Source organism: Gramella sp. Hel_I_59 (assembly GCF_006714895.1).
In the GTDB taxonomy this organism is placed as follows: domain Bacteria; phylum Bacteroidota; class Bacteroidia; order Flavobacteriales; family Flavobacteriaceae; genus Christiangramia.
Genome location: NZ_VFME01000001.1, coordinates 1,613,675 through 1,638,323, shown reverse-complemented (window position 1 = coordinate 1,638,323; position 24,649 = coordinate 1,613,675). Strand labels below are relative to the sequence as shown.

Below are 24,649 nucleotides of genomic sequence, written 5' to 3'. Positions count from 1 at the left end.
AATTTATAGCTTTCGTGAAGCACACCTTGCTTTTTCTGCTGATTTTTAGTGCGGGCTCTGTATTTGCACAATTATCTGTCACATCTTCTGCGGAAGCAGAGCACTACCTCTATATTGAGAACAGGCTACTGTATGTGGAGAAGGAAATAAATATAGATCAGATGGATCCTGGATCTAAAGCTGGTATTTACCTTCGTGACAATGCCGGACTGCTGCAGGGAGAAAGCGATTCTAATGAGAATACGGGTACTGGAAAGCTTTCAGTGTATCAACGTGGCACCTCTTCTGGTTATGATTATAACTACTGGAGTTTACCTGTAGCCGTTAGAAGTACAGAGCAAAGTTTAGTCGAATACATATTCGCACCAAAAGATGTATTAAACTCGGAGGAAACATCCCTCACATCCGATCTTAACGGTAAATCTGATCCATTGCAAATATCGAATAGATGGCTATATGCATTCTCCGGAACCGGTTACTCGAACTGGCAATATCTGGGAAATCAGTTCGATCTTTTACCAGGCGAAGGTTTCAGCATGAAAGGCGTAAATGGTCTTGACTTAAACGTAATTAATTCTGAAGCAGTTAATCCCGGGAATGCTCAGCTCTACGATTTTAGAGGCACTCCCAATAATGGTTTGATTGAAATACCTATCAAGAAAGATCAGATTCTGCTTATAGGAAACCCTTATCCCTCGTTGTTCGATCTGGATCGATTTTTACTTGAAAATAAAGCAACTACAGGAATTGCTTATTTCTGGGATTCAAAAGCTGAAGTTAATTCTCACTACCTATCAGATTATATAGGAGGCTATGGTACATATTCTCCTGGTTTAAGACAATACGCACCACCAATTTTCAGAAATAGCGCTGATGTAGAGCTGTTTCGTGGAGCAGAAGTCAATAGGAGTCCGTCGCCAATTGGCCAGGGATTTATGGTTATTGGAAAACAGGATGGAATTATACGCTTCACAAATAGTCACAGGATCTATATGCGTGAAAATCAGATCCCGATCTTCAAGACTTCACAGGAGCAAGAGAGCACTACTCTAACTTTAAAAGTTACCTTTAATTCTTTACACGAAAAAAATCTGATACTTGGCTTCGATGAAAGGTCTACAGATCAGGTCGATCATGGTATGGACGCTAAAAGTATGGAGCAGAAATCCAATGACATTTTCTGGGACCAAAACGATATCAACTACGTTATTAATGTTCAGCCGAAAATTGATGAGAAATTGATTCCGCTCCTACTTCAGCTGAAGGAGAATACAGATGTTCAATTTAGCATTTCAGATCTACAAAATTTTGATCCAGATCGAGTCTTTATTTATGATGCTGAACAGGATCTTTATTTCGGAATACGATCTGGTAGTTTAAGCTTCAGCCTTTCCGCAGGACTGTACAAAAATAGATTCTTCCTGAGTTTCATTGAAAGATTACCTCCTCAAGAAGAAGAAGAAGAAGAAGAAGAAGAAGAAAATGCTGAGCAGACTAATGAAAATGAAAATAATGAAGAACAGGAATCGGCGGCAGAAGAATCTAATGAAGGTAATAATACTCAGGATCCTGAGACAGAAGATTTAAAAGTATTCGACTCAAAACCACCACGCGTCCTCCTTAATTCTATAGAAATATTTCAGAATAATAAGCAGGAGCAACTTGAAATAAAACTATTTTATAAAAGCTGGATCACACAGGTAAGCATGTATGATCTACAGGGAAAGCAGGTATACCAACAGGTTCTGCAAAACAGGGAAAAAGAATTTTTATATCCTACCGGTAATTTGAGTAATGCTATTTATATTGTGAAGGTGAAAACTAATGATCAAATAGAGATCAGCAAAAAAGTAAGAATTAATAATTGAGTTCGATAGAAGAATACATGCTGCCCTGCCTGAACAAAAGCGTCTTTGGTATTGATTGTACCGGATGCGGAGCTCAGCGTTCTATAGCTTTGTTGCTTCAAGGTAATTTCGAAGGTGCATTTCACATGTATCCAGCCATCTATAGCATCATTGTATTACTAGTTTTTGTCATCTTTAATCTGTTTTTTAAATTCCGGCATGACCATACTATTAAAATTGGTCTTATAATTTTTAACGGGGTCATCATCGCCGGAGCTTACCTGTACAAAATGTTTTATATATTTAATTAACCAATAACTAACTACCAATGGAACAAAGAGAATTACCAAATTCAACCCTAATCCTCGTCTTCGGAATTTTATCAGTCGTAGGTTGCTGCTGCTATGGAATTGCTGGATTGATTTTCGGGATTATCGCATTAGTGATGTCCAAGCGTGCAATGGAAATTTACAATACAGACCCTTACTTATATACGGGATACAAGAACGTGAAGATTGGGAAAATCCTTGCAATTATAGGTCTTATACTTAGTGGGATTTATATTATAACAATCATTGTAGGTTTAATTGCCTTCGGTGGTATGGAAGGTGTAGAAGAAATGCAAAGAGAGATTTTAAGAGAATATGGTGGATAAATCCACGATGAGCATAAATAAAAAAACCCGCTATTAAGCGGGTTTTTTTATGTATTGTAATGGAATTTACTTTTCGAATCGCTTTAGAGTTTTGACAATAATATTGACACAGTCTCTTAATTGTTCTTCATTCATCACTAATGGTGGAGCAAAACGAATAATATTACCATGCGTTGGTTTAGCCAGTAAACCGTTTTCTTTAAGCGCCATACAAATATCCCAGGCAGTTGTACTATCTGGAGAATCGTTAATTACGATAGCGTTTAGCAGTCCGCGTCCTCTTACAAGTTCCACAATATTGCTTTCCTTAATATAATCATCCAGCAGTTGTCTGAACAAATTACCTAGCTTTCTAGCATTCTGAATAAGGTTTTCATCTTTAACCACATCCAGAGCTGCAACAGCGACTGCAGCGGCAACCGGGTTACCTCCAAATGTAGAACCATGCTGTCCTGGTTTAATAACTTCCATCACTTCATCATCTGCAAGTACTGCAGATACCGGGTAATTCCCACCAGAAAGTGCTTTACCTAAAATAAGAATATCAGGTTTACTATAAGTTTCTTCCTGTCTTTCACAGTGATTTTCACAGGTACAGTGTCCACAAACAGCCAAAAGACCACCAGTTCTGGCAATCCCTGTTTGTATCTCATCTGCCATAAATAATACATTATTCTTGTTACAGATCTCTTTCACTCTTCTCATGTAGTCATCTGTAGGCGTATAAACACCTGCTTCACCCTGGATTGGTTCAATAAGGAAACCGGCGATATTAGAATTATTTTCTATTGCCTCTTCCAAAGCATCTACATCATCATAATTAATCTTAATAAAACCCGGTGTATAAGGACCAAAATTCTTTCTAGCTCCCTCATCATTCGAAAAAGAAATGATTGTAGTGGTTCTTCCGTGGAAATTATTTTCAGCAACGATAATCTGGGCTTCTGTTTCTTTCACGCCTTTTTTCTCATAAGCCCACTTACGAGCAATCTTGATAGCCGTTTCCACAGCCTCAGCCCCGGTGTTCATTGGTAAGATCTTGTCAAAACCGAAATACTCTGTAGCATATTTTTCGTAAGCTCCAAGAACATCGTTATGAAAAGCTCTTGAAGTAAGAGCCAGTTTGGACGCCTGTTCGTACATTGCACCAACGATTTTTGGATGACAATGCCCCTGATTTACTGCGGAATAAGCCGATAGAAAATCATAATATTTTTTGCCTTCAACATCCCAGACATGAACACCCTCTCCCTTACTTAATACTGCAGGTAATGGATGGTAATTATGGGCTCCATGTTGATCTTCCAGTTGTATCGCTTCATCTGAAGAATTGACTTTAGGTAATGGCATGTTAGTTCTTAATTTTTTGAATTAGTGTTTGGTTATTCCTACTTTTCCGCTTGAATTAGCGCTATTTGGAGAGAAATCATCCCGTAAATTCGAATTGCTGCAAATTACTAAATGTTTGCTGAAAATTTCAACTGGCCTCTCTTTAAATCTTGTTAATTATCCTATTTTTGCGCTATGGCAAGAAGAAACAAGAACAAGATATTTACTGAAATTGAAGTGGTAGATGCCGGAGCCAAAGGTAAGGCAATTGGTAAATCTCCAGATGGAAGAGTGATCTTTATAGACAATGCCGTTCCTGGCGATGTTGCAGATATTCAAACCACCAGAAAAAGAAAATCATATTACCAGGGAACTGCAGTTGAGTTCCATAAACTTTCAGATAAAAGAACAGAACCTGTTTGCCAGCATTTTGGAACCTGTGGAGGTTGTAAATGGCAGAATATGGAGTATAAGTTTCAGCTTGAATACAAACAGAATGAGGTGATAAATAATCTTCAACGCCTTGGTAAAATTGAATTGCCTAAGGTAACACCAATTCTAGGAAGCGAAGACATCTATTTTTACCGCAATAAAATGGAGTTCTCCTTCAGTGATAGTAGATGGCTTACCATAGATGAAATTCAAAGTGGTGAGAATATTGAAGACCGTAATGCCCTTGGATTCCATATTCCAGGAATGTGGGATAAAATACTCGACATCAAAAAATGTCATTTACAAGCTGATCCAAGTAATGCCATTCGAAATTTCACCAGAGATTTCGCTACTAATAATGATATCCCTTTCTTTAATACAAGAAACCAGGAAGGTTTATTGCGTACCCTTATGATTAGAACCACTTCCACCGGTGAAATTATGGTACTTATTCAATTCTATGCAGAAGATAAAGTAAAGAGAGAACTACTCCTTAATGCTTTAAGCATCGAATTTCCTGAGATCACTTCATTACAATATGTGATCAATAATAAAGGAAATGACACTATTTATGATCAGGAAGTTATCTGTTTTAAAGGTCGTGACCATATTTTTGAAGAGATGGAAGGTCTTAAATTCAAGATCAATGCTAAATCTTTTTACCAGACCAATTCTGAACAGGCTTACAATCTTTACAAGATCACACGGGAATATGCAGATCTTAAAGGTGACGAACTGGTGTATGATCTTTATACTGGGACCGGTACCATCGCCCAATTCGTAGCCAAAAATGCGAAAAAAGTAATTGGTGTGGAAGCTGTTCCTGAAGCGATCAAAGATGCACGGGAAAATGCTGAACGCAACAATATTGAAAATACGGAGTTCTATGTTGGAGATATGCGTAAAGTTTTCACTGAAAGTTTTATCGCAAAACATGGTAAACCTGACGTGATCATTACAGATCCACCACGTGATGGAATGCACAAAGATGTTGTGGCCCAGATTCTGGGAATAATGCCTGAAAAAATTGTGTATGTTAGCTGTAATTCTGCTACACAGGCCAGAGACCTTTCTTTAATGGATGAACATTATAAAGTTACCAAAACAAGAGCTGTGGATATGTTCCCACAAACTCACCATGTGGAAAATGTTGTCCTTCTGGAAAAACGATAAAATAATGAACACCAGGTTTTTACTTTTTGGTTTACTCACTTTGGTTTTTATGTCAGGATGCCAGAGAGATGATATTTGCCCGGAATCGGCAGATATCACTCCATTTCTGATCCTTCGATTTTATGATATTGAAGATCAGCAATTAGCCAAAGCACCTCAGAATTTAAGTATTCGAGAAGTTGGAGACGATACCACTTTTGTGAGTATTAGAAGTAATAGCAGCACCCTAACGTATTTTAGATATTCACAGGATAGTATTGCGATCCCATTGCGAACAGATTCTGGTGAAACGAACCTTGAGTTTATACTAAATACTGCGGAAGCTCTGGAAGAAGGAGAAGATCCTGATGAAGAGGAAGACGGGGAAAATGCGCAAAACACAGATATTCTACGTTTTTCCTATACCGTCCAGGAGGAATATTTAAATCGCGCCTGCGCTTACAAAGCTAATTACGTTGGGCTGAAGGTGAATTTAGAAGGTGGTGAAGAATCCTGGATACAAAACATACAGATTCTGGAAACTAATATTGACGATCAAAATAATGCCCATGTTTCGATATTTTTCTAGTTTCATTCTAATATTTTGCACCTCACTCCTTTCAAGCGCTCAGGAACAATCCAGCACAAAGGATACCGTAAATTATAATGAGAAGTACGGGATTCGGGTTGGAGTCGATATTAGTAAACCCATAAGAAGTGTCTTTGATGATAATTATAGCGGAATTGAATTAGTTGGAGACTATCGTTTCTACGACAATTTTTATGTTTCTGCAGAACTCGGGAATGAAAAAATAACTTTCGAAGGGGATAATATTCAAACTCTATCCAATGGTAGTTATATAAAGCTGGGTGGAGACTACAATGCCTATGAGAATTGGCTGGATATGCAAAATGTCATTTTTGTGGGTGTTCGTTATGGTTTCGCCACTTTTTCACAAACACTTGAAGAATATACCATTTATACTTCGACAGATTATTATGGTGTAAATACCAATACTGAAGAAATTGAATCTACCGGACTTACGGCAAGCTGGGCTGAAGTTATGGTAGGTATAAAGGTAGAGATCATTAATAATCTATACTTATCTGCAAACGTACAGCTCAAGAGAAGAATTAGTCAGAGTGAACCAAATAATCTGGACAATCTTGCGATTCCCGGTTTTGGAAGAACTTATGATGCCAGCGAGTTTGGAGCTGGTTTTGGCTATTCTATTAGTTACATGATCCCATTCTACAAAAAAGCCAGGAATTAATCCTCCTGCTTACTCTTCTTCTTCGAACCTTCGTAAAGTACATATTTCAGAAGACGTCCTTCAAGCGGTCCGTTATAGAGTTTTATCTTTCTGGAAGCTCTTAGCCCAACACTTTTTATCGCATCAAAATTAGTAGCAATAAACCAGGCATGGGTACCAGGATATCCTTGTTTTAAGGTGTCCCCTATTTTTCCGTAGAAATCTTCAATATCGATCTCAAGTCGCTCACCGTACGGTGGATTAAAAAGCATATGAAGATAACCCTCATTTTGCTTTACACTTTCGAAAAAGCTCTTCTGTTCAATTTCAATAAAATCGCCCAGATTGGCGTTTGTTACGTTATCCTTAGCTTTCATTACTGCGGAAGGAGCTTTATCATAACCTCTAATCTTGAAATGGAAATCACGCACCTTCTTCATTGCTGAAGCTTCAATCTTTTCATAAAGATCTTCATCCCAGTCATTCCATTTTTCGAATGCAAATTCCTTTCGGTTTAGGTTTGGCGGAATATTACACGCGATCATAGCAGCCTCGATTGGGATTGTTCCACTACCGCACATTGGATCCAGAAAATCACATTGTCCATCCCATCCAGACATTAGCAACATTCCCGCGGCCAGCACTTCGTTAATAGGCGCAATATTTGTTGCAGTTCTATAACCGCGTTTGTGAAGACTATCACCTGAACTGTCAAAAGATACATTACAGAAGTTATTCTCGATATGAATGTTAATTCTTAGATCTGGAAAATCGAGATCTACATCTGGTCTTTTACCAAATTTCTCCCTGAATCTGTCTACGATTGCGTCCTTGGATTTTAATGCTACATACTGCGAATGGGTGAATATTTCAGAATGAACAGCAGAGTCTATAGCAAGACTACCTTCAACATCTAAAAATTTCTCCCATGGTAGCTTTTTAATATTATCGTAAAGTTCCTGTTCAGAATTTGCGGTGAAGCTCTCGTATGGCTTCAAAACTTTAATAGCGGTACGAAGACATAAATTGGCTTTGTACATAAAGCCTTTATCGCCAACAAAACTCACCATTCGATTACCCTCCTTGATATCCATTGCACCAAGATCCAAAAGTTCTTTTGCCAATATCGATTCGAAGCCAAACAAAGTCTTGGCGATCATTCTGTAGTTATCCATAGTACTGCTTTAAAGAACCACAAAAATAAAGTAATTTTGTCCCATACGATAATATTTACAGGATACTTCAGTCTAAACCGCAGTTCCTGTCCTAATTGAATTTCAAGTTGCCGGAAAGCTTATATATTTACTTGTTACCCATCCTGGCTGTCATCGCTGGTTATATCATTTCAGTATTTTTAAAACCAGGAAGTTCTTCAGGTTTTAAATTATTACTGGCATTTAGTGGAGCGTATCTTCTGGCAGTAACTGTACTGGAATTACTTCCAGAAGTTTATGGTTCTTCAAATGAGGATATTGGTGTATTCATCATGCTGGGACTTCTATTGCAGATCGTGCTGGAATTTTTGTCTAAAGGCGCCGAACATGGTCACATGCACCATAATAAAGATTCTGCAGCATTTCCAATTACACTCCTTATCAGCTTGAGCATACATTCTCTGCTTGAAGGTTTTCCTATGGATCATGATAATCATCTTCTACATGGTGTTGTAATCCACAAAATACCCGTTGCAGCAATTCTATCAGTATTCCTGGTACAGAGTAAACTCAGCAAACCAAAAGTTTTTTTATTCCTGGCTTTATTCGCTGCCATGACGCCCCTTGGAAACTGGCTTAAAAACAATATTCCTGAAATTGCCCGATATGCTGATGAGATCAACGGAGTAGTTATTGGTATTTTTCTTCATGTATCTACTACGATCCTATTTGAATCCTCAAAAAATCATTCCTTTAATGCTTCTAAACTGGGAGTTATAATATTAGGGGTTTTACTCGCTTATTTTATCTGAAATGTTTTCCCACGAAGAATCAAAAAAGATCAGACAGGAATTCTGGACCAGTTTCGGTAAAGAATTTCCGCATAAATGGCTGTTGTATAATACCAAAATGAAGGAGGTTCAATTAAAATTTTCCTTTACTCGAAAATTTGCAATGGTGTCGCTAGATATCGTGGACCAGGATGAATTTATAAGAAGTTACTATTTCGAAAAACTGGAATCCTTAAAAACGGTGCTAAAAGAATCTTATCTTCCCGAAATCCATTATGAGAAGGATTACGAATTACCTGAAGGTAAAACAATCTCAAGAATATTTGTAATGAAGGAAGGTGTGAATATTCATCGTCAGAAGGACTGGCCTGCCGTCAAAGAATTTCTTGGGAAAAACATGTTGAAGCTGGAAGAGTTCTTTGAAGATTTCAGTGATTATATTAAGAGTTAATTCTAAGCGTCAAATTGTAATCTGGATTGATAATCTCCAGGAGCCATGTTTTTTCTTGATTTAAAGACCCGGTTAAAATACGAGCGGCTCTCAAAACCACATTCCCGATATATTTCCTTGATACTTCTCTTTTTGTCTTGTAAAAGGCTTACTGCAAGTTTAATTCTCTCGTTATTTATAAAATCAATAGGTGAAACTCCTAATTCATTCTTAAACACACGATAGAAATTGGATTCACTCATACAAGCCTTCCTGCTCAAATCACTTATAGAAATATTAGAACTTAAATTAGACCTTATAAATGTTACAACATACGCTAGCCGGTTGCTGGTCGCTAAACCAAGACTTTTCTCAGTATAGATCTTCTTTGAGTTTGTTTGAAGAATTCGGATAATTAGTTCTTCCAGCATATTATCAACGAAAAGATCTTTGGAAGGATGCTCTTCGGTAAACAAGAACATCAATCTTTGTAAAATCTGGTAGATCCCAAGATCGTTGGTAAAATGGAAATTATAATCCAGAAGACTCCATTCAAGATTATCAACCTTAGGCATTTGCTCATTCATTCTGCATAGCACACTTTTAATTTTTTCTTCGGAAATAGCCATGGCAAGACATTGCGTAGGTTTATTCGACCTTGCCTCAGGGAAATCTATGCACATAACTTCCCGTGACGGGAGGATAAGAGACTCCCCAGGCAGAAAGTCAAAAGCTTGCTTATCTTTTAAATGCATAATCTTTTTACCTTTTAGCATACTGGCAAGAACCGGTTGACCGAACTCAAGAATTACCTTTTCAGCTTGAGCATGAGTCTCGAAAATATGTAACGCGGCATTATTGAGAGTATAAGAGGTTTGGTTTTCTACTAGGCTTTGCAACTTTCGATTACGAAAAAACTTGTTAGACAATTCCATACAAATAAACTATTGACAATATTTTCTAAGTGGATGTATTAAATATACAATTTTACGGAGTGTTTTTTATTGATATATCAGTTTATTACAGAATAGTTCAGCATATCGATAGAATAGTTCAGGGATATAATATAACTACTATATAACTTTGAGAAGCGACATATTATCATCGTTTGCCAGTTTATTATAACCTTAAAATTCAGATCATGAGCACAACACAAACCACGGAAAAGAAAGGAATCCAAAAACCAGAATTTAAAGACACTTACGATAACTTCATTGGAGGAAAATGGACCGCTCCGGTAAAAGGTGAGTACTTTGAAAGTATTTCTCCAGTAGACGGGAATAGTTTTACAAAGGTAGCGAGATCCACAGAAGACGACGTTAATAAAGCGATAGATGCAGCCTGGGACGCCGCAAAAGAATGGAATAAATCTGCAGCAGCTTATAGAAGTAACCTATTGTTGAAAATAGCAGATGTAATGGAAAACAACCTCGAAGATCTGGCCAGAGCAGAAACCTGGGATAATGGAAAGGCAGTTCGGGAGACCCTGGCAGCAGATCTTCCTCTGGCAGTAGATCATTTTAGATATTTCGCTGGAGTTATTCGTGCAGAAGAAGGTTCGGTTGCTGAACTGGATTCTAATACAGTTTGTGTGAATGTTACAGAACCCCTTGGTGTAGTTGGACAGATAATCCCATGGAATTTCCCTATTCTAATGGCTGCATGGAAACTAGCACCTGCATTAGCTGCTGGTAATTGTGTAGTATTAAAACCTGCGGAACAAACGCCAGTTGGAATTATGGTCTGGATGGAATTGATTCAGGATATACTACCAGCAGGTGTGCTGAATATTGTGAATGGATTCGGTGCAGAAGCAGGAAAACCACTGGCTTCAAGTCCGAGGATCGATAAAGTTGCATTCACTGGCGAAACAACAACCGGCCAACTTATCATGCAATATGCCTCTAAGAATATAACTCCGGTAACCTTGGAGTTAGGAGGAAAATCACCAAATGTATTTTTTGAAAGCATCATGGAAGCAGACGATGATTTTTTCGATAAATGTATAGAAGGAGCTGTTATGTTTGCTTTAAATCAGGGTGAAGTTTGTACATGCCCATCAAGATTGCTGGTTCAGGAAAGTATTTATGACCAATTTATTGAACGGGTAATTGAACGTACTAAGGCAATTAAATTAGGCCACCCGTTAGATCCAGAAACCATGATGGGTGCACAGGCCTCCAACGACCAGTATGAAAAAATTTTAAACTACATCAAAATTGGGAAAGAAGAAGGTTGTGAAGTACTAACAGGTGGAGATGCAGCTTACAATGAAGGACTGGATGGTGGATATTACGTGCAGCCTACCATACTTAAAGGAAACAACAAGATGAGGGTTTTTCAGGAGGAGATTTTTGGACCTGTACTTTGCGTTACGACCTTTAAAGATGAAGCTGAAGCTATAGAAATTTCTAATGATACTTTATATGGTTTAGGAGCAGGTGTGTGGACAAGAGATATGCACCAGGCCTATCAAATTTCAAGAGCGATTCAAGCTGGTCGCGTCTGGGTTAATAACTATCATAATTATCCTGCTCACGCTCCTTTTGGAGGCTATAAGAAATCTGGTATTGGCAGAGAAAACCATAAGATGATGCTTAATCATTACAGGCAAACTAAAAATATGCTAATCTCCTATGATAAAAAAGCAATGGGATTTTTCTAAGTCATATGATAAATCGGGTAGATATAACAGAAGAAGCTATTAGTGTCATCGATAAATTGAAAGAGCGATACGGAGACTTGATGTTTCACCAAAGCGGAGGATGTTGCGATGGTTCCTCTCCTATGTGTCTGGAAAAAGGAGATCTGCTTCTTAATGAAAATGATGTCTGGTTAGGTACCGTACATGGATGTGAATTCTTTATGGGCAAAGATCAATTTGAATATTGGAAACATACGCATCTTACTGTTGATGTCACGAAAGGCAGAGGCTCCAGTTTTTCACTAGAAATTCCTTTAGGCTTGAGATTTATAATTAAATCCAGATTGTTCAGAGAAGATGAAGTTTCAAATCTACGTGAGATCAAATTCGGAGAAGATTTTATTGCCTAGGGACTAGTCCGATATATAAGTAAACCACCACCTTATTTTGGTGGTGGTTTTTTTTGGTATGGTCTCTAACCTGAAGGTTTATTGATTAACAGATGAGAAATGTAATACAGAAGTAAACCTAGTGAACGTAATACTAATAGTTAATTGAAGAGTAATAAATCTCGCATCTGCGCTCCGGAATATTATAAGAATAATAGTCAGTCATTCAGTAATAAGACAAGTAATAATTAAGGTTTGAGCTGAAAAATGTCTCATATTGTGATATTATGATTGATATGTAAAGCATTATAAGCAAATTATCATTGTCTTTGGAGTATAGTCTAAAACATGGAAATAGATGATATTCTTAGATATAAACGAGCTCAAATTTGCTAAGATCTAATAAGTATGAGGATACTGAAAGTGAACTCCTATAGACTTTAGTCAACAGATCCCAGATTATTTCCAACCTAGTTCCGACACTATAAGGATTCTATCTTGTTAATAATTTAGTATTATTAAGCTCAAAGGAATTGTATCAAAATGTGAGCTTAAAAAATTAACTCGTAGGGATTTAATTGTAGGTTCAAAATAATATTATACTAAATGAAATATTTATTTGGAAAAGCTACCAACTATATACTAAACTGTAAGATCAAAAAAATTGATCTTTTAGCTAATATTTTCCTGAATATAATTGCAAGCTCATATGAAGAGAAAGTTTTAAGTGCTATTCACTCCTTGACTTTATTGCATAAAAAAACCCTTCATCTTTATGATGAAGGGTTTTAAAGAAGAAGGCGACGACATACTCTCCCACAATACAGCAGTACCATCTGCGCTAACGGGCTTAACTACTCTGTTCGGGATGGGAAGAGGTGAGCCCCGTTGCTATAGCCACCTTAAAAGGTAAGTTATAAGCTTCGAGCTTAAAACTGTTCTGATTTCTCAGAACTAATATCGTTGACATAATTAAAGAAACAAAAAAGTTACAAGTACCTGTACTACACTTATAAAATAAGCATTTGGCGGCTCTGAGGTTTTGCGGCCTCAGAGCCATCGCGCATCAAGCTTTACGGATTATTAGTACTACTCGGCTATGACATTACTGCCTTTACACCTATAGCCTATCAACGTGGTAGTCTCCCACGGTCCTTTAAAGAAATCTCATCTTGTGGTGGGTTTCGCGCTTATATGCTTTCAGCGCTTATCCCTTCCGAACGTAGCTACTCTGCAGTGCTCCTGGCGGAACAACAGATACACCAGAGGTTCGTCCAATCCGGTCCTCTCGTACTAGGATCAGGTCCACTCAAATTTCTAACGCCCACTGTAGATAGAGACCGAACTGTCTCACGACGTTCTGAACCCAGCTCGCGTGCCACTTTAATGGGCGAACAGCCCAACCCTTGGGACCTTCTCCAGCCCCAGGATGTGACGAGCCGACATCGAGGTGCCAAACCCCCCCGTCGATGTGAGCTCTTGGGGGAGATCAGCCTGTTATCCCCGGCGTACCTTTTATCCTTTGAGCGATGACCCTTCCATGCGGTGTCACCGGATCACTATGCTCTACTTTCGTACCTGATCGACCTGTATGTCTCTCAGTCAAGCTCCCTTTTGCCATTGCACTCTACGCACGGTTACCAAGCGTGCTGAGGGAACCTTTAGAAGCCTCCGTTACTCTTTTGGAGGCGACCACCCCAGTCAAACTACCCACCAAGCACTGTCCTTCCATTGGAAGTTAGGCTCTAAACAAGTAAAGGGTAGTATTTCAACAACGACTCCACCACACCTGGCGATGCAGCTTCAAAGTCTCCTACCTATCCTACACATCACTTGTTCAAAGTCAATACTAAGCTATAGTAAAGGTGCACGGGGTCTTTTCGTCCCACAGCGGGTAATCGGCATCTTCACCGATACTACAATTTCACCGAGCTCATGGCTGAGACAGTATCCAGATCGTTGCACCATTCGTGCAGGTCGGAACTTACCCGACAAGGAATTTCGCTACCTTAGGACCGTTATAGTTACGGCCGCCGTTTACTGGGGCTTCAGTTCAATGCTTCGCCGAAGCTAACATCTCCCCTTAACCTTCCAGCACCGGGCAGGTGTCAGGCCCTATACGTCATCTTTCGATTTAGCAGAGCCCTGTGTTTTTGATAAACAGTCGCCTGGATCTTTTCACTGCGGCCCCCCCATAAGGGGGGCGACCCTTCTCCCGAAGTTACGGGCCAATTTTGCCTAGTTCCTTAGCCATGAATCTCTCGAGCACCTTAGAATTCTCATCCCAACTACCTGTGTCGGTTTAGGGTACGGGTTGCCTCCACTCGCTTTTCTTGGAAGTCGCTCCTCTGGATTATCACGCTGGCCGTAGCTTTTGTGTACTATCGGGGTGTTACCACTCCCTTCAACGTACTATTCCGTCAGTACGCACCAAATTTACGCCTCCGTCCGCTTTAACGTGGGGCAAGTAGCAGAATATTAACTGCTTGTCCATCGACTACCCCTTTCGGGTTCGCCTTAGGTCCCGACTAACCCTCAGCTGATTAGCATAGCTGAGGAAACCTTAGTCTTTCGGTGTGCGGGTTTCTCGCCCGCATTATCGTTACTTATGCCTACATTTTCTTTTGTAACCGATCCAGCAAGCCTCGCGACTCACCTTCATCTCTGTTACAATGCTCCCCTACCACTATAGTAAACTATAGTCCATAGCTTCGGTAATATGTTTATGCCCGATTATTATCCATGCCGAACCGCTCGACTAGTGAGCTGTTACGCACTCTTTAAATGAATGGCTGCTTCCAAGCCAACATCCTAGCTGTCTGGGCAGTTCAACCGCGTTTCTTCAACTTAACATATATTTTGGGACCTTAGCTGATGGTCTGGGTTCTTTCCCTCTCGGACATGGACCTTAGCACCCATGCCCTCACTGATATGAATCATTTTATAGCATTCGGAGTTTGTCAGGAATTGGTAGGCGGTGAAGCCCCCGCATCCAATCAGTAGCTCTACCTCTATAAAACTATCTATATCGCTGCACCTAAATGCATTTCGGGGAGTACGAGCTATTTCCGAGTTTGATTGGCCTTTCACCCCTACCCTCAGGTCATCCCAAGACTTTTCAACGTCAACGGGTTCGGTCCTCCACTATGTGTTACCACAGCTTCAACCTGCCCAAGGGTAGATCACACGGTTTCGCGTCTACCACTACCAACTAAAGCGCCCTATTCAGACTCGCTTTCGCTACGGCTCCACAGCTGAACTGCTTAACCTTGCTGGCAACGGTAACTCGTAGGCTCATTATGCAAAAGGCACGCCGTCACCCCACTAAAGGGCTCCGACCGCTTGTAAGCGTATGGTTTCAGGATCTATTTCACTCCCTTATTCAGGGTTCTTTTCACCTTTCCCTCACGGTACTGGTTCACTATCGGTCTCTCAGGAGTATTTAGCCTTGGCGGATGGTCCCGCCGGATTCATACAGGGTTTCACGTGCCCCGCACTACTCAGGATACTGCTATGCTTTATATCAACTTTCCTATACCGGGCTATCACCGTCTTTGGCCAAGCTTTCCAACTTGTTCTAATTCATTGTACAAACAATGTTGCAGTCCTACAACCCCAATAAGTCCGTAAACTCATTGGTTTGGGCTTCTGCGCGTTCGCTCGCCGCTACTAGCGCAATCACTATTGTTTTCTCTTCCTCCGGGTACTTAGATGTTTCAGTTCTCCGGGTTCGCCTCCTTGCGGATACTATATCTTCAATATAGTGGGTTGCCCCATTCGGATATTCGCGGATCAATTTGTATGTGCCAATCCCCACGACTTTTCGCAGCTTATCACGTCCTTCTTCGCCTCTGAGAGCCTAGGCATTCCCCATACGCCCTTATCTAGCTTGTATGCGCTTTGCTTAATGCTCTAATCTATTCTAACTTGCGCTAGAACAGAAGTATTATAATGTATTACTTATATTAAATATTTCTATCTAATAGTGTTCTCGTATTCTTTGTTTCTTCAATATGTCAATGAACTTTTTTCCCGTAATAACGATAGAGTCTCGATGATCTTACAAACTAAAAACATATGTTTCCTGGTTGTTTGTAAAAACTATAACCCTCTCTATCTCTAGGAATTGTGGAGAATATCGGAGTCGAACCGATGACCTCCTGCGTGCAAGGCAGGCGCTCTAGCCAGCTGAGCTAATCCCCCATTATTTTAGTATCCAGCTAACCAGTTATTAGTTAACAGTACTTATAACGGCTACTCAACGTCTAAAATTTCCTTTCAATGTTTCAAATGAACTTATAAACCTGATGGCTTACTCTCTCAAGTAGTCTCAGGCAGACTCGAACTGCCGACCTCTACATTATCAGTGTAGCGCTCTAACCAGCTGAGCTATGAGACTGTCCATAATAATCGAATTGACATAAGAATCAAGACCAAATTGGTCTCTGAACTTCCCTTTACTAATTGTCGCTTGCATGTAAACATGCAAAGCTCTAGAAAGGAGGTGTTCCAGCCGCACCTTCCGGTACGGCTACCTTGTTACGACTTAGCCCCAGTTACCAGTTTTACCCTAGGCCGCTCCTTACGGTGACGGACTTCAGGTACCCCCGGCTTCCATGGCTTGACGGGCGGTGTGTACAAGGCCCGGGAACGTATTCACCGCATCATGGCTGATATGCGATTACTAGCGATTCCAGCTTCACGCAGTCGAGTTGCAGACTGCGATCCGAACTGTGATAGGGTTTGAAGATTCGCATCCCCTCGCGGGGTAGCTGCCCTCTGTCCCTACCATTGTAGCACGTGTGTGGCCCAGGACGTAAGGGCCGTGATGATTTGACGTCATCCCCACCTTCCTCACAGTTTGCACTGGCAGTCTGGCTAGAGTTCCCGACATGACTCGCTGGCAACTAACCACAGGGGTTGCGCTCGTTATAGGACTTAACCTGACACCTCACGGCACGAGCTGACGACAACCATGCAGCACCTTGCAATTAGTCCGAAGAAGGGTCTGTTTCCAGACCTGTCCAACTGCATTTAAGCCCTGGTAAGGTTCCTCGCGTATCATCGAATTAAACCACATGCTCCACCGCTTGTGCGGGCCCCCGTCAATTCCTTTGAGTTTCATTCTTGCGAACGTACTCCCCAGGTGGGTTACTTATCACTTTCGCTTAACCACTCAGCTCTCAATCGAGCCGAACAGCTAGTAACCATCGTTTACGGCGTAGACTACCAGGGTATCTAATCCTGTTCGCTACCTACGCTTTCGTCCCTCAGCGTCAATATATTATTAGTGATCTGCCTTCGCAATAGGTGTTCTGAGTAATATCTATGCATTTCACCGCTACACTACTCATTCCAACCACTTCATAATAATTCAAGAACAACAGTATCAATGGCAATTCTACAGTTGAGCTGCAGACTTTCACCACTGACTTATTATCCCGCCTACGGACCCTTTAAACCCAATGATTCCGGATAACGCTTGGACCCTCCGTATTACCGCGGCTGCTGGCACGGAGTTAGCCGGTCCTTATTCATACGGTACCGTCAAGCATCTACACGTAGATGTGGTTCTTCCCGTATAAAAGCAGTTTACAACCCATAGGGCCGTCTTCCTGCACGCGGCATGGCTGGATCAGAGTTGCCTCCATTGTCCAATATTCCTCACTGCTGCCTCCCGTAGGAGTCTGGTCCGTGTCTCAGTACCAGTGTGGGGGATCTCCCTCTCAGGACCCCTACCTATCGCCGTCTTGGTAAGCCGTTACCTTACCAACTAACTAATAGGACGCATACTCATCTTTAAGCCATAAATGTTTACTATAATCTCCAGGTGAAGTTTATAGACTATGGGGTATTAATCCACGTTTCCATGGGCTATTCCCCGCTTAAAGGCAGATTGTATACGCGTTACGCACCCGTGCGCCACTCGTCAGCGGATTAGCAAGCTAATCCCTGTTACCGTTCGACTTGCATGTGTTAGGCCTGCCGCTAGCGTTCATCCTGAGCCAGGATCAAACTCTTCATCGTTAAATCTTAAATATATTCAACAACTACTAAAGAAATTGCTCAGTATGACTTTTCTAGTCTTAATTCTTATACACTTGATTCTATCTAATAAAAGATAAAACCCTTTGTCAATTCAATATATCAATGAACTTTAATTGGTCTCCCAATCTGTCTTGTTAAAACCTAAGGAATCGAACCTTATTCTCTCACCCCATCCGGTGGTTTTCAGTAATTTTCAATCTGTAATTTTTGAACGTTTGCTTGCTCTCAAAGCGGGTGCAAATATACAACGCTTTTTCTTTATCAACCAAAACTTTTTTAATAAAATTTTTAGTTTCTTTCTCTAAAGCTTTCCTACCTTTAAACTCTGCCAACCTTCCTATGAACGTCGCTTCGTTTTCAAAGCGGGTGCAAATATAAAACTAGTTTTGCTCTCCAGCCAAATAAAATTTAAAGAAATTTAATTTTTATTTTCAAGCCTTAGACCAGCAATAGCCTACCCTTTACATACCTTTCAGTGAACGCTCGCCTTGCTCTCAAAGCGGCTGCAAATATACACTAACTTTTTCCTTTCTACCAAACTAAAATTTGATAAATTTTAATTTAATTTTCTAAAGCCAGATCCTTTCACATTACCCACCATCACTACTCTCAACGAACATACGCCTTGCTCCCAAAGCGGCTGCAAATATACACCCCAATTTTAATTACACAATGACTTTCTCAAGAAAAATATAAAATAAATATAAGATTTATTATAAGTGGTTGAAGATCAAATACTGGTCTATAAAATTAATTTGAAGCGTTTCTTAAATTCTGCTTTTTATTCCACTTGTCACTAAGATCCAGGTATTCAAAATCCAATGCAGAGGATTGTCTTTCCAAAATATTATCTCTGAATGATCTTTGTAATATATCTTCTATCAGGAAATCTTCCTGGTTATTTTTTGGGTCATATTCCTCCTTTAAAGAGATATCAAACATACTGGCAGTTGTATTATACCAGAATGCTCTCCACCCACTCTTCAGGTCTTTTACGAGTTCAAAAGCTGTTGTTCCAGTTTGACGGTGAATAAGCTTTACTAGAATCTGACCTTCAGTTCTGGTTAATTTCTTTAATTCAGCAGAAAATTCATCTTCAATATAATCCTGAACGATCTTGGTATACTTCTTACGGGCACGTCTTGACTTTATATCATCCAACCTGGAATTGAGCGTAAGCAATCTTTCCGAAGCCATTTTAGCATAAGGATACACTTTTCTGGTTTTTCTCCTTAATATAAGGTAACGCTTTCTATCTGCATTACTATCAAACTTCAATCGTCGTAATAGCACCACTTCTTCAAGGTCAATAAGTTCTCTGGGAATAGAATCTCCTGCAATGATCATATACTGTGTGGTCATGGACGTATCTACTTCCGTAGAATCCATAGGCCTTGATAAAGTATCAGATTGAGCTACCACTGTAGCTGAAGTAAGTAAAAGTAAGATGGAAAATATGCGAATCACTATAAATATCAATTTTGGATCATCAATTCTTTTTGCTAAAACCATTCCAAAATTAGTCAATAGCCACTTCTCTCCAATCTAAATTTTTTAAATTCGTGAAAATTTAAAGAAACTATGGATAAAACTGAAGTACTGGATAAGAAATCCCTCGAATTTCTAGAGAAATACCTTAATAATGCAGCTCCCACAGGATATGAGTCTGAAGGCCAGAAATTATGGATGGAATATCTGAAACCTTACGTGGATGAATTCATTACTGATACTTATGGTACTGCAGTTGGTGTCATAAATCCAGAAGCTAAATATAAGGTAGTTATAGAAGGTCATGCTGATGAAATTTCATGGTATGTAAATTATATCTCAGACGAGGGTCTTATATATGTAGTTAGAAACGGTGGTAGTGATCACCAGATTGCTGCTTCTAAACGTGTAAACATTCACACTAAGAATGGTATTGTTAAAGGAGTTTTTGGATGGCCGGCGATCCATACCCGCGATAAGGAAAAGGAACAGTCCCCGAAAATGGACAATATCTGTATAGATGTTGGATGTACAAATAAAGAGGAAGTTGAAGCTTTAGGTGTTCATGTAGGATGTGTCATTACTTATCCTGATGAATTCTTTATTCTGAACAAGGATAAATTTGTATGTCGCGCCCTGGATAATAGAATTGGTGGATTTATGATTGCACAGGTTGCCAGATTATTGAAAGAAAAAGGCGAGAAATTACCTTTCGGACTTTATATCACTAATTCAGTTCAGGAAGAGATTGGTCTTCGTGGTGCAGAAATGATCACACACCGTATTCAGCCAAACGTGGCTATCGTGACTGATGTTACTCATGACACCACTACTCCAATGATCGAAAAGAAAACTAACGGACTTAATAGGATTGGTGACGGACCAGTGATTTCTTATGCTCCGGCGGTACAAAATAAACTAAGAGAGTTGATCATTGATACTGCGGAAGAAAAGAAGATTCCTTTCCAGAGACATGCTTCATCAAGATTCACAGGAACAGATACCGATGCTTTTGCTTATAGCAATGGAGGTGTCCCTTCGGCATTGATCTCTTTGCCTTTGCGTTATATGCATACGACCGTTGAAATGGTGCACAAGAATGATGTTGAAAATGTGATCAAGCTTATATATGAATCATTATTGAAAATTAAGGATGGTGATACTTTTAGTTACTTTGACTAATTGAACACTTCTCAAGATGTTGTTAAACTCCCTGTAATCAGGGAGTTTTTAATTTTATAGCAGTAAACTTTCACTTTTCTTTAATTCTGAAGTGCTCAATTTCATCCTATATTTAAACAAAAAAATAATGACGCTATCGCCTGATGATGTAGAAGTAATGATGAGTGATACTCATGAAGCCGTAAAACTTGCGAATCTTAGATATGTAAATGAAAACTTACTTTCAATAAGCAGAAAGAAAGTAGGACGTGGTTTTGCGTATTATCGTAAGGACGAAAAAGTTACCGATACGAAAACTATCGAGCGTATAAAAAGTCTTGTCATTCCACCAGCCTGGAAAAATGTCAGGATTACGCATCTACATAATGGACATCTTCAAGTAGTAGGAAGAGATGAAAAGGAGCGCAAGCAATATATGTACCACCCAACCTGGTCCAAAGTTCGAAACCAGACCAAGTTTTTCAAGATGACTGCCTTTGGAAAGATGCTACCAAAGATAAGGAAGCAGGTGGATGAAGATCTCAATCTTAAAGGAATGCCCAAGCGCAAGGTACTTGCATTGATCATTAGACTTATGGAGGAAACCCATATCAGGATCGGTAATGAATATTATGCGAAGAATAATAAGACTTATGGTCTGTCTACTTTTCGTACCAAGCATGTTAAAACTATGGATGACGGACTAAAATTCGAATTCATAGGTAAAAAAGGGAAAGAACATTCTATTTCAGTTGAAGATAAGCGACTCATTAAATTGATCAATCAATGTGAGGAAATTCCTGGATGGGAGCTTTTCAAATTCTACAATGAGAATGGTGTTAAGCAAACCATAGACAGTGGAATGATCAATGATTATATCCATGAAATTAGCGGAGATATGTACTCGGCTAAGGACTTTAGAACCTGGTCTGCCACCAAGATATTTTTTGAAACTCTGCACGAATTAGGGTATACGGAAGAAGAAAAGCAGAATAAAAAGAATATCCTTATTGGTTTTGATGCTGCTGCTGAAGGCCTTGGCAACACACGTTCTGTTTGCAGAAGTTACTATGTGCATCCAAAAGTGATTGAAACTTACGAAAGTGGCGAGATAGATTCCTATTTCAAAAAAGTAAAGGACGATATAAAACCAGAATACATTCAACTTTCAGAAACAGAAAAAGCGATTTATAAGCTTATCAAGGATTACGAAATAGAAATTGCTGACTAATCTAGGGGCGAATTGTCGAATTTTCAGATAAATTTGAAATATGACAAATTCAATTGCCGCTCGTATCGCCGATTTCCTTGAGAATTATCCGCCATTTTCACTTCTGGAAAAATCTGAATTATTAAAGATTTCTGAATCGATTACGGTTTTCTATTTCGAGGCTGGTAAAATGATCTTCAGAAAAGATGAACAAGTTCACGATCAATTCTACATCGTTCAAAAAGGAGCGGTAGACCTTCAGAAAATTGAAGAATCCAAAGAACCTGAAACCATTGATAAATGTGATGAAGGTGATATTTTTGAATTGCGTCCACTGTTTGCAAAAGAAAATTACCAGATCAACGCCATGACGGATGAAGAAAGTGTCATCTATGGAATTCCGTTGAACCTTTTCAAGCCTTATGCGATCAACAATCCTGAAGTAGGGGATTTCCTTATGGAAAGCTTTGCTTCAAACACCCGTAACCCCTATTCTGAAAAACATCGCGGGAGACTATTTACAGATGAAGAGGATATTCAGCTAAATAAAGATCCTCTATTTGAGCTTCAGCCTATCCCGATTGTCAAGAAAATGGTGACAGTATCCAGGAACACCAGCATTCAAAAAGCTGCTACCCTTATGAGTGAGCGCAGGGTTGGGTCTGTTATCGTAGTGGAAGATAAAAAGCCTGTTGGAATCGTTACCGATGTGGATTTTAGAGAACTGGTTGCTACCGGAATTTTGCCTATTACCAGTGACATTTCTGAAGTTATGAATTCTCCGGTGATATGTTATTCTAAAAACCTTACAGTAGCACAGGCGCAGCTTGCGATGATGAAACATAAGATTAATCATATCTGCATTACCAAGGATGGCACTCCAAATACAAAAGTAAAAGGAATCGTTTCTGAACATGATATTATCGTTTCTCAAGGTAACAATCCTGCTGTATTGATGAAAGCTATAAATAGAGCGAATTCCACCAAAAAGCTGAAAAAGATTCGAACAAAGATTATGCTATTGCTCGATGGATATATTAAAAGCAATATTCCGGTATCCCATATCAGTACCATTATTTTCGAATTAAATGATGCAACCATTAAAAGGACAATTTCTCGTTGCATCGATAAAATGGAAGAACCTCTACCCTGTAACTTTAGCTGGATGTCTCTGGGAAGTCAAGGAAGGAAGGAACAGTTATTACTCACAGATCAGGACAATGCGCTGGTGTTCGAAAATGTAGAGGAAGACAAACTAGAAGAAGTCAGAGCATATTTTCTTAAGCTAGCCAGAAAAGTCACTAAGAGACTTAATATCATTGGTTATCAGTTTTGTCCAGCGGAGATGATGGCCAGAAATGAAAAGTACTGTCTGTCTTTATCTGAATGGAAGGACCAATTTTCAAATTGGGTTACTACTTCAGGAAATGATGAAATTCTACTCTGCCAAATCTTTTTTGACTATGACATAAGTTATGGTGATTCAAGGCTAACGAATGAACTTTCTGACCATGTATATGACATTCTAAAAGGTAATCGCAATTTTTTGAATCGGCTTGCAGCACAGGCATTGAGAAATCCTTCTCCTTTAGGATTCTTTAGACAATTTTTAGTAGAGCATGATGGTGAGAAAAAAGATCTTTTCGATATTAAAAAACGTGGAATCATGCCACTTACAGATGCCGCAAGACTTCTAATTCTGGAACACAGAGTTAAGAACATAAGTAATACTGCGGAAAGATTTGAAAAGCTTGCTCAGCTGGAACCAAATAATAAGGAGATTTACCAGGCTTGCGCCTATTCTTCCAAAGCACTTATTAAATTTAGAACGAAACAAGGTCTTAAAAATAAGGATAATGGCCGATTCATAAATCTTGAGGATCTTGGAAAAGAGGATAAGATCAAATTAAAGCGCTGTTTCAAATCCATTAAAGAAATCCAGGAACTTATCAAAATCCGTTTTGAAACTACTTATTATTCATGATTCGAGAATGGTTTAAAAAAGATCAGCAACCTGAAGATCTGCCAGATTATTTTACCAGGTATCTTTCTTTATTTGATAAGGATAAAGCTGAAGATGTAGCAGACCAACGTTTTGTTGTTTTTGATACCGAAACTACCGGATTCGATATAAACGAAGATCGAATTTTGAGCATTGGCGCAATCGCTATTAAGAATAATAAGCTTAAAGTGAGAGATCATTTTGAAGTTTACCTGAAGCAGGACACCTTTAATCCTGAAACCGTGAAGATCCACGGGATAATCAAAAATGAGCGTTTTGCTCAGTTACAGGAAGCTGAAGCTTTGGAACAATTCATCAAATATATCGGCAATTCCATTCTTGTTGCCCATCACGCCGGTTTTGATAAAAACATGATCAATAAAGCATTAGAAAGAAACGGTTTGCCACGGCTACAGAATAAATTTTTAGATACCGCAATTCTTTATAAGAAGACCAGAATAGCAACAAACTTTATAGATAAGAATAAAGTGTATTCACTGGATGAGATCGCTGAAGATTATAACATCGATCTTACCGATAGGCACACTGCTTCTGGTGATGCATTTATTACAGCGCTCATATTTATGAAATTGATAGCTAAAATTGACGCGAAAAATATCAAGATTCGGAAATTACTTAGGTATAGATATTAAAAAAAGCCCCG

The 24,649-nt window shown here is 39.3% G+C and carries 18 protein-coding genes, 2 tRNA genes and 3 rRNA genes; 14 read left to right on the top strand and 9 right to left on the bottom strand.

Annotated elements, in window-relative coordinates; all coding sequences use genetic code 11:
- The first annotated feature begins 14 nt into the window (after positions 1-14).
- Genes JM79_RS07420 through JM79_RS07410 form a run of 3 tightly spaced genes read left to right on the top strand, consistent with a single transcriptional unit; the run spans position 15 to position 2,502 of the window.
- Complete coding sequence (locus tag JM79_RS07420; protein WP_141877538.1) at positions 15-1,868, top strand: T9SS type A sorting domain-containing protein; 1,854 nt, start codon at positions 15-17, stop codon at positions 1,866-1,868.
- The gene (locus JM79_RS07415) at positions 1,865-2,158 is read left to right on the top strand and encodes a DUF2752 domain-containing protein (RefSeq protein ID WP_347707205.1); all 294 of its coding nucleotides are present in this window, start codon (positions 1,865-1,867) and stop codon (positions 2,156-2,158) included. The genes JM79_RS07420 and JM79_RS07415 overlap by 4 nt, the downstream gene beginning before the upstream one ends.
- Before the next feature lie 17 nt (positions 2,159-2,175).
- On the top strand, positions 2,176-2,502 hold the full coding sequence (locus tag JM79_RS07410) for a CCC motif membrane protein (protein WP_141877537.1): 327 nt from the start codon (positions 2,176-2,178) through the stop codon (positions 2,500-2,502).
- A 66-nt stretch (positions 2,503-2,568) separates the two neighbouring features.
- Here JM79_RS07410 and rocD read toward each other — a convergent pair whose 3' ends face one another.
- On the bottom strand, positions 2,569-3,852 hold the full coding sequence (gene rocD / locus JM79_RS07405) for an ornithine--oxo-acid transaminase (RefSeq protein ID WP_141877536.1): 1,284 nt from the start codon (positions 3,850-3,852) through the stop codon (positions 2,569-2,571).
- Positions 3,853-4,026: 174 nt separating this feature from the next.
- Here rocD and rlmD point away from each other — a divergent pair, with 174 nt between their 5' ends.
- The 3 genes from rlmD to JM79_RS07390 are packed head-to-tail and all read left to right on the top strand — an operon-like array spanning position 4,027 to position 6,689.
- On the top strand, positions 4,027-5,436 hold the full coding sequence (gene rlmD, locus JM79_RS07400; protein WP_141877535.1) for a 23S rRNA (uracil(1939)-C(5))-methyltransferase RlmD: 1,410 nt from the start codon (positions 4,027-4,029) through the stop codon (positions 5,434-5,436).
- A gap of 4 nt (positions 5,437-5,440) precedes the next feature.
- A complete protein-coding gene (locus tag JM79_RS07395) occupies positions 5,441-6,004 on the top strand; it encodes a DUF6452 family protein (RefSeq protein ID WP_141877534.1) in 564 nt (187 codons plus the stop codon).
- Entirely contained in the window at positions 5,985-6,689 is a 705-nt protein-coding gene (locus JM79_RS07390; protein ID WP_141877533.1) for a DUF6048 family protein, read from the top strand. Before JM79_RS07395 ends, JM79_RS07390 begins: the two co-directional genes overlap by 20 nt.
- On the opposite strand, the gene JM79_RS07385 is transcribed toward JM79_RS07390, so the two are convergent.
- The gene (locus JM79_RS07385; RefSeq protein WP_141877532.1) at positions 6,686-7,843 is read right to left on the bottom strand and encodes a class I SAM-dependent RNA methyltransferase; all 1,158 of its coding nucleotides are present in this window, start codon (positions 7,841-7,843) and stop codon (positions 6,686-6,688) included. The two genes, JM79_RS07390 and JM79_RS07385, sit on opposite strands and share 4 nt — an antisense overlap.
- Before the next feature lie 107 nt (positions 7,844-7,950).
- Here JM79_RS07385 and JM79_RS07380 point away from each other — a divergent pair, with 107 nt between their 5' ends.
- On the top strand, positions 7,951-8,634 hold the full coding sequence (locus JM79_RS07380) for a ZIP family metal transporter (RefSeq protein WP_141877531.1): 684 nt from the start codon (positions 7,951-7,953) through the stop codon (positions 8,632-8,634).
- Between the two features lies 1 nt (position 8,635).
- Complete coding sequence (locus JM79_RS07375) at positions 8,636-9,064, top strand: DUF4268 domain-containing protein (protein ID WP_141877530.1); 429 nt, start codon at positions 8,636-8,638, stop codon at positions 9,062-9,064.
- A 2-nt stretch (positions 9,065-9,066) separates the two neighbouring features.
- Here the strand turns inward: JM79_RS07375 and JM79_RS07370 are convergent, their stop codons facing one another.
- On the bottom strand, positions 9,067-9,942 hold the full coding sequence (locus JM79_RS07370) for an AraC family transcriptional regulator (protein ID WP_260443395.1): 876 nt from the start codon (positions 9,940-9,942) through the stop codon (positions 9,067-9,069).
- A 242-nt stretch (positions 9,943-10,184) separates the two neighbouring features.
- On the opposite strand from JM79_RS07370, the gene JM79_RS07365 reads away from it, so the two are divergent.
- Together JM79_RS07365 and JM79_RS07360 are read left to right on the top strand one after the other, a co-directional pair.
- Complete coding sequence (locus JM79_RS07365) at positions 10,185-11,708, top strand: aldehyde dehydrogenase family protein (RefSeq protein ID WP_141877528.1); 1,524 nt, start codon at positions 10,185-10,187, stop codon at positions 11,706-11,708.
- A gap of 5 nt (positions 11,709-11,713) precedes the next feature.
- Positions 11,714-12,097: a DUF779 domain-containing protein gene (locus tag JM79_RS07360; RefSeq protein ID WP_141877527.1), complete on the top strand. Its 384-nt coding sequence runs from the start codon at positions 11,714-11,716 to the stop codon at positions 12,095-12,097.
- A gap of 774 nt (positions 12,098-12,871) precedes the next feature.
- On the opposite strand, the gene rrf is transcribed toward JM79_RS07360, so the two are convergent.
- From rrf to JM79_RS07330, 6 genes are all read right to left on the bottom strand, one after another.
- Positions 12,872-12,981 (bottom strand): 5S ribosomal RNA (gene rrf, locus JM79_RS07355).
- Positions 12,982-13,138: 157 nt separating this feature from the next.
- Positions 13,139-15,972 (bottom strand): 23S ribosomal RNA (locus JM79_RS07350).
- A gap of 233 nt (positions 15,973-16,205) precedes the next feature.
- Positions 16,206-16,279, bottom strand: a tRNA-Ala gene (locus JM79_RS07345).
- A gap of 122 nt (positions 16,280-16,401) precedes the next feature.
- Positions 16,402-16,475, bottom strand: a tRNA-Ile gene (locus tag JM79_RS07340).
- Positions 16,476-16,573: 98 nt separating this feature from the next.
- Positions 16,574-18,103, bottom strand: a 16S ribosomal RNA gene (locus JM79_RS07335).
- Together the 16S, 23S and 5S rRNA genes with 2 tRNA genes alongside form the textbook arrangement of a ribosomal RNA operon.
- 771 nt (positions 18,104-18,874) lie before the next feature.
- Positions 18,875-19,636, bottom strand: a complete 762-nt coding sequence (locus JM79_RS07330; RefSeq protein ID WP_141877526.1) for a DUF4294 domain-containing protein — start codon at positions 19,634-19,636, stop codon at positions 18,875-18,877.
- Between the two features lie 69 nt (positions 19,637-19,705).
- Between JM79_RS07330 and JM79_RS07325 the strand changes: the two genes are divergently transcribed.
- The 4 genes from JM79_RS07325 (at position 19,706) to JM79_RS07310 (ending at position 24,638) form a co-directional block, all read left to right on the top strand.
- A complete protein-coding gene (locus tag JM79_RS07325; protein ID WP_185739468.1) occupies positions 19,706-20,794 on the top strand; it encodes a M42 family metallopeptidase in 1,089 nt (362 codons plus the stop codon).
- A gap of 127 nt (positions 20,795-20,921) precedes the next feature.
- On the top strand, positions 20,922-22,004 hold the full coding sequence (locus tag JM79_RS07320) for a DNA topoisomerase IB (RefSeq protein ID WP_141877525.1): 1,083 nt from the start codon (positions 20,922-20,924) through the stop codon (positions 22,002-22,004).
- A gap of 40 nt (positions 22,005-22,044) precedes the next feature.
- Positions 22,045-23,967, top strand: coding sequence for a DUF294 nucleotidyltransferase-like domain-containing protein (locus tag JM79_RS07315; protein WP_141877524.1), 1,923 nt, complete (start codon positions 22,045-22,047; stop codon positions 23,965-23,967).
- On the top strand, positions 23,964-24,638 hold the full coding sequence (locus JM79_RS07310) for a 3'-5' exonuclease (protein WP_141877523.1): 675 nt from the start codon (positions 23,964-23,966) through the stop codon (positions 24,636-24,638). Before JM79_RS07315 ends, JM79_RS07310 begins: the two co-directional genes overlap by 4 nt.
- The last annotated feature ends 11 nt before the right edge of the window (positions 24,639-24,649 follow it).